This is a genomic window from uncultured Clostridium sp. (assembly GCF_937920395.1).
Taxonomy (GTDB): domain Bacteria; phylum Bacillota; class Clostridia; order Clostridiales; family Clostridiaceae; genus Clostridium_AD.
The window spans coordinates 1-6,382 of record NZ_CALEVF010000327.1 but is presented as its reverse complement, the minus strand read 5'-3'; the positions used below and the strand labels follow the sequence as shown (position 1 = coordinate 6,382).

The window sequence follows — 6,382 nt, the reverse complement described above, 5'->3', positions numbered from 1 at the left end:
GCAAAAAGGCAAAAGTTGCTTTGGTTGCAATTATGCATAAGCTTATTAAATACCTGTTTGCTGTTTTAAGAAATCAACAAGAGTATCAAGTTAGAGATCCCAAAATACACCAGAAAATGTTTTTAGAAAACAAAACTATTATAGCTGCCTAATTTATTTTATTACCTCCCTTTTTTTACCATCGTTCGTCTTTTTAAACGATCTTTTTGTTGTGCCCGAAATTAATCTAAATAACTCTAAACAATTTTAAAATAAATAGTTGACTTTAACTAGCTGGTCTAATGCCTATTGTATATTCACTCATAGTTACTGTACTTGTTTTTAATTTATTGTTAAATATGTAAAGTAGTATTAATCCTATTAATGAAATTATTAATATATATATTGCGGGTGGTATCATATTAAATTCCTTCTTTCTAAATTTATAGATAGTATGCCCGTGAATAGAGGAGCTATTCTCTGGGGTAAATAACAATTCTTAATTGTTATCCTCCAACTTATGGAGAAAATTAGAAATGAGGTCTTCTTACTAATTGAATATCTAAAGTTAGAAAAGTGAACTGTTCTTGAATTGTAAGATTTCATTAATAATTTAAATATATTTCTTTAATTTATATTAGGTATTATATAATTAAATAAAGGATGTGTTTAAATGTGGCTTAAAAAGTTGAAAAAGAAAAAACTTCAGTGCTTTTTAATTGGATCGTTATTATTTTTATCGTCTTTAATATTTACAAGTAGCTTATCCATGTTAACCTCAATTAAAGGGTATGTTAATAAATTTTATTCTAATGATAAGTTTTACGATATAGTTTGTTATAACGCTAATGAAAGTTCTACAAATAACGTAGTCAAGTGGGGCAATAGTAATGCACAGGTTAAGAATATTAAAACTATTGAGGCGTTCACTTCTGGTAACGACCTTTATCATAATGGTACAAATTTAAAAATTTCAATGTACGATGTAGTTCCTATAGAAGACAGCAAAAATCTTCCATACGGTTTAAATAAAAGTGATTCATCAAATAATGAAAATTATCCTAAAGCAGGCGAAGTGTGGATTACGAGCCTTCAAGCAGATAGTTACAATATTCACCTTGGAGATACCCTAACCTTTAAAACAAAAGCTAAGGATGTCACTTTAAAGGTTTCTTCATTAATTAATGACTCTATTCAGCCTTCTTCTACGATGGGTTTAATTAATTTATATACCAACAAGAATAGTGCAGAGGGTTTTTCATCTTTTAGGAAAACATCATTAATATTTATAGATATTAAAAGTGGGGCGAGTGTTTCTAATGTAGAAAAGGATTTGATAGCTGCTGTAAAAGTAGGTGGATTTATTATGGATAATGAAATGATAATATTAAGCGCCACGATGGCTCCTTCTATGATAGGTGGTGTTGCAACATTAGCTTCAATTTTAGTGTTTGTTGGTTCAGTGTTTCTTATGCGATTTATTTTATGGAATAATATTTTGGAAGAGTATAAATCTATTGGAATATACAAAGCTCTTGGTTTTTCAATTTATTAATTGTTGTATTTATAGCTTTTTGTTCTATAACTATATTAAACATTATAATAATGAATATTAGAGATAATAAGAGGAATTTTGGAATAATGAAGGCATTAGGATTTACATCTAAAGAAATAAGAAATCGATACCTATATAGGATATTAATATTAACAGTGTTTAGCACAATTATTTCTATCATATTAAATGTAACTATAGCAAGACCTATTATCGCATCAGTAATTAATAAATTGGATGTGTTAATAGTATTACCAGTAACAATGTTACTATTAATAAGCGCTATGTTTGTATTAATATTCTTAATCACATTTATAAGTTGCAACGCTATAAAAAATACTAAGCCTACTGAGTTTATGTAAATCGAATTCGCGAGAAATTTTCTCAACATAATATAAATTACATTAAAACTGTTTGGGGAGTTGGTTACAAATGGGAGGAAACTTTGGATGAATAACCAAAGCATAGCTTTAAAAATAAGAGCTTTTCTTTTGTCTGTAATTATATTAGTAGTTTTTGTAATCATTTATTCAACAAATCTTGTATATAATAAAAACGATTTTTATCCTACAGTTAATAAGGGTAGATTATTAACAAATTCTTTAAAAATTTAATCCCTAAGGAGGACTTTTTAGATGTTTCATCTAAGGTAGCTACCTTTATAGATATACTACCTATTATCATCTCTTTAGTTATAATAAGTATACTGATTTTTTTATCTATATTTTTTTGAAAAAAGATGTTTTATTACCATTAGCATCAGTTCATGAAAGTGCCCGTAAAATTTTAAAGGGCGATTTTTCATATGAGATCCATTATGACTATGATACAGAGATGGGCCTTTTTTGTCATGATTTTGAGGCCATGAGAGATGATTTATCTATAGAGATAATTAGCAAAAAAATTCATTTTATATTCCCAGATGAAATACCTGACCTTTTGTTAAATGGTGATAAGAAAAGACTTTCCCAGGTTATGTACAATTTAGTTTCAAATAGCATTAAGTATTCAAGAGAAGAGGGAATAATCTCAATATATTTTAAAAAGACTGGTAATTATCTTAAAGTATACATAAAAGATACAGGAATAGGAATTTCAACAGCTGACATTCCATATATATTTAATAAATTCTACAGAGCCGAGAAATGCAGAAATCAAAACATTCCCGGGTCCGGTCTTGGTCTCTCCATTTCTAAATATATTGTTGAGGCTCACGGGGGTTTTATAAATTGCGTTGAATCTTCATTAAATGGAACTATTATTTGCTTTGGACTTCCAATATAAATTCAATTTATTTATAATATAAAGTTTTTAGTGTATAATTCTATAATAGACATAATGATACTATTAAATCAAAAAAAGAAATGGAGAAGATATGATTTGAAAGGTAAATGTTATTATTGCAACGAGAAATTATCAGAAAGAACTGTTAAAAAACATGTTAAAGGCTGTAGCATTAGGAAAGAAAAAATAAAAGAATCTATCGCGAGTTCTAAAAAAACTAAGAGTCAATATATTTTATCTATAGTTCCACAGTATGGATCAAAAGAATATAGTTTGTATATAGCTATAGACATAGATTTAACTTTAAAGAATCTAGATAGTTTTTTGAGAAATATTTGGTTAGAATGTTGTGGACACTTGAGTTGTTTCATTATTGATGATGTAAACTATGACTCCTCAGCAGACGAGGAATTTGAATCTTTTACTCAAGCTGAAACAATGGATTTTGAATTAGGACAGGTAATTTCTGTTGGTGATAAATTTAAATATGATTATGATTTTGGTTCTACTACTTCATTAAAACTTGAGGTTATAGATGAGTATGTGGCAGGGGAAAATCATAGTAAAATAGAAATACTCGCTAGAAATGACGAAATTCAAAATATTTGTGCAATTTGTAATCAAAAGGCAAAGTACTTTGATTATGAAGAAGAAAAGTATTTTTGTGAAGAGTGTATAGATGAAGACGCTGATATGGTGGGCGAATTTGAATATACAAATTCTCCTAGAGATGGAGTTTGTGGATATGAAGGGGATAGAGATACTGAAAAGCAGTACTTGCCAGGAAATAAATTTAAGTTTAAGAAAACTAAAACAAAGATAACAAAGAATATAGTTCCATTTATAGCGGATGGTGAATTCGATGTAGATAATTTAAAAGAGGATTTTGCATCCTTTTTAGATGGCACAATGGATGATATAAATTCAGAAGTTGGAAATAAGGCAAAAAAATTATTAAATAGATTAAAAAGAGGAAAGTTTACACATGATTTAAGAGAATTATTAGAATGTAATACAAAAGCTGAATTATTAAAAATAACATCTATTCTAAATATTGGGAAGGTATCTAAGTTTAATAAAGGACAATTAATAGAAATACTTTTAGAGGTATATGAAGAGAAAATAACAAAGGCACTATACTTAATGGATAGTGAAAGGTATGAATTTTTAAAAAGTGTAGCTGAAAACCAGGGGTATATGTCTTTTGAAGATGATAAGTTCACATTAACTCCAGAATATTTTTTAGAATGTGGATTTGTATTTGCAGCTATGAAAGAAGACGGTATATATTTGATTATGCCAGATGAAATAGTAAATGTTATAAAATCTATAGATAATGAAGAATATAGAAAAGTATTATCTAAGAATACAGAACTAATAAAGTTGTTTTGTGGAATGACCTATAACTATGGTGTGCTATTTATAAGTGATTTTATAAAAATGCTAAATAATTATGTTGATTATTCTTTAGATGAAGCTGATATTTACGCAGTGATTGTAAACGGTGAAGAGTATTATGATAAGTATATACTACAAGGTAATATAGCTAGTAATATAATGGCTCCCCCAGAAGATATTGTAACTATTATCAATACAAGAGATAATATTTCACGTGATAGGGATTTTTGTATTATAAAAAAGGATGAGTTACTTGAAACTGCTAGCGATGAGTATTTAATTAAAAACAAAATAGCCATGAGATTAAAAAAATATTTGAAGAATAATTGGGAAGTAGAAGATACACAAATTGAAATGACTATAATTAATTTGTATAATGATATTCAAGAAAATGAAAGAGAAGAGGTAGTAGAGAACATAATAGACGCATTGGGAGACATAAGTGAAAATGAGCTTCAGAAATTTTTAGTAGAAATAAATAATTTTATAAATAATACTAGACTTTGGAGACTAAAAGGATATACTTTGAATGAATTAAATTCAGAACATAATAATACTTCCACTCCTAAGATAGGAAGAAATGATCTTTGCACCTGTGGAAGTGGTAAAAAATATAAAAAATGTTGTGGATCTAAGGTTATTCAGTTATTTTAACAACATTTTGGAAGTTTTAAGTCTGCCATCTTCTATAAGTGGCAGTGTCCCAGCCAATGAAAATCAGCAACATAGATTGTCTGCTTCACATCTAAACTATGTAGGGTACCTGACCCTTGGAAACAATTGCTAAAATGAGTATGAAACTAAGATTTTATTAAAGAATAAAAACATAGAACAATATAAAAGGGATTTCAATATTTTTGCAGCACCGCAGGTTATGATTCAACTAGTTTCTGTGAGACCGGATTGGTCAGATGCAACAGATCTATTAGGTTACAGAAACATTGAAAATAAATTTGTTCCAGGCATTATTATTGATGCTGCTTATGAGGCCATGAAAAACATAGATAAGCCTTATTTTTTATGTCTTGATGAAATGAATTTAGTGAGAGTGGAGTATTATTTCAGTGATATTCTATCATCAATGGAAACAAGAAATATAAAAGATGATGAAATTATCACTCAGAGATTATTAAGTAGAGCTCAATTTGGAAAAGATGAAAGAGCCTATGATAAATACGGTGATGTTTATATTCCACAAAACTTATATATAATTGGTACTGTAAATATGGATGAAACCACCTTTTCTTTTAGTAAAAAGGTATTAGATAGGGCTAATACTATAGAATTCAATAAGGTGGACTTAAGATACAATTCTGAGCTGTTATTTATAGAAACAGAAGAAGTATATTTTTCTATTAAAGGAAATAGTGGTGGTGTTGGTTATGGCGAGTCAAAGTCACTCACTATTATGGTAGAAGGGAAAGAACAGGTAGAAGAGACTAGTCGGTGTCTTTATTTCAAAGAATACACTAATTATGAAATAGTAATTGAAAGAAAAAATAAAACTGATATAGAGTTTTATCATGAAAATACTAATATTAGAAACAAAGTAACACCCACAGGTAGAGGTGGAAATATCATAAGTGGAATAATTAATTTCAGAGGAGATATAGGTTACTCAGATCTTTATGTAAAGGTAAATGGGAATATTCATATGAAGATAATTATAGAGGTACTACCTAGTAAAATTGATTATAAAGAAGACTATGAAGCAATACTAAGAGACGTTAACGAGGAAATATATAACCTAGCATATGGATTTCTATGCAGAACATATCTAGCTGCAGAGATATGATGATACAATAATTAACCCAATGATTAAGGAATTATTATATATTTTTTTAGTACGGATAAGAAAAAAAATCATAGATGTATATTATGGAGAAGAGGAGGCAGAAGAATGAGTGGAATTAATAGTAGAGAATATCTTTATTTAATTTGGAAAGATTATAAGACAAAAAATAGATATATAATTGGAGATTTGTCAAAAAATGGTAAGTATGAATTCAAATATAGAATTAAAGAGCTAGATAATGCAATTAAGAATGGGTTTAAACCATTAATAGCATTTGCAAATATAAATGAAGTTTATGAAAGTTATGATATGTTTCCTGCCTTTTCAAGTAGGCTACCGGATAAGAGAAGAAAAGATGTAAAAGAAATACTAGC

At 28.3% G+C, this 6,382-nt stretch carries 9 protein-coding genes and 1 pseudogene; 9 read left to right on the top strand and 1 reads right to left on the bottom strand.

What is annotated here, in order from left to right; genetic code table 11:
* A pseudogene (locus Q0649_RS20080) lies at positions 1-152 on the top strand (IS110 family transposase); the annotation flags it as partial.
* A gap of 113 nt (positions 153-265) precedes the next feature.
* Here the strand turns inward: Q0649_RS20080 and Q0649_RS20075 are convergent.
* Complete coding sequence (locus Q0649_RS20075) at positions 266-400, bottom strand: hypothetical protein (protein ID WP_298846023.1); 135 nt, start codon at positions 398-400, stop codon at positions 266-268.
* Positions 401-652: 252 nt separating this feature from the next.
* On the opposite strand from Q0649_RS20075, the gene Q0649_RS20070 reads away from it, so the two are divergent.
* The 8 genes from Q0649_RS20070 to Q0649_RS20035 form a co-directional block, all read left to right on the top strand.
* Positions 653-1,534 carry a hypothetical protein gene (locus Q0649_RS20070; RefSeq protein WP_298846020.1) on the top strand — a complete coding sequence of 294 codons (882 nt, stop codon included), beginning with the start codon at positions 653-655 and terminating at the stop codon, positions 1,532-1,534.
* 50 nt (positions 1,535-1,584) lie between these two features.
* A complete protein-coding gene (locus Q0649_RS20065) occupies positions 1,585-1,893 on the top strand; it encodes an FtsX-like permease family protein (protein WP_298846018.1) in 309 nt (102 codons plus the stop codon).
* A gap of 5 nt (positions 1,894-1,898) precedes the next feature.
* Positions 1,899-1,988 carry a hypothetical protein gene (locus Q0649_RS20060; protein ID WP_298846026.1) on the top strand — a complete coding sequence of 30 codons (90 nt, stop codon included), beginning with the start codon at positions 1,899-1,901 and terminating at the stop codon, positions 1,986-1,988.
* Complete coding sequence (locus tag Q0649_RS20055; RefSeq protein WP_298846015.1) at positions 1,981-2,145, top strand: hypothetical protein; 165 nt, start codon at positions 1,981-1,983, stop codon at positions 2,143-2,145. The genes Q0649_RS20060 and Q0649_RS20055 overlap by 8 nt, the downstream gene beginning before the upstream one ends.
* Before the next feature lie 115 nt (positions 2,146-2,260).
* Positions 2,261-2,815 (top strand): ATP-binding protein, encoded by a 555-nt coding sequence (locus tag Q0649_RS20050; protein WP_298846013.1) that lies wholly within the window; start codon positions 2,261-2,263, stop codon positions 2,813-2,815.
* Between the two features lie 96 nt (positions 2,816-2,911).
* Positions 2,912-4,867, top strand: coding sequence for an SEC-C metal-binding domain-containing protein (locus Q0649_RS20045; protein ID WP_298846010.1), 1,956 nt, complete (start codon positions 2,912-2,914; stop codon positions 4,865-4,867).
* A gap of 220 nt (positions 4,868-5,087) precedes the next feature.
* Positions 5,088-6,008, top strand: coding sequence for a DUF2357 domain-containing protein (locus Q0649_RS20040; protein ID WP_298846007.1), 921 nt, complete (start codon positions 5,088-5,090; stop codon positions 6,006-6,008).
* A 105-nt stretch (positions 6,009-6,113) separates the two neighbouring features.
* Positions 6,114-6,382: hypothetical protein (locus Q0649_RS20035; protein WP_367179422.1), on the top strand; the 269-nt coding region annotated here is incomplete at its 3' end.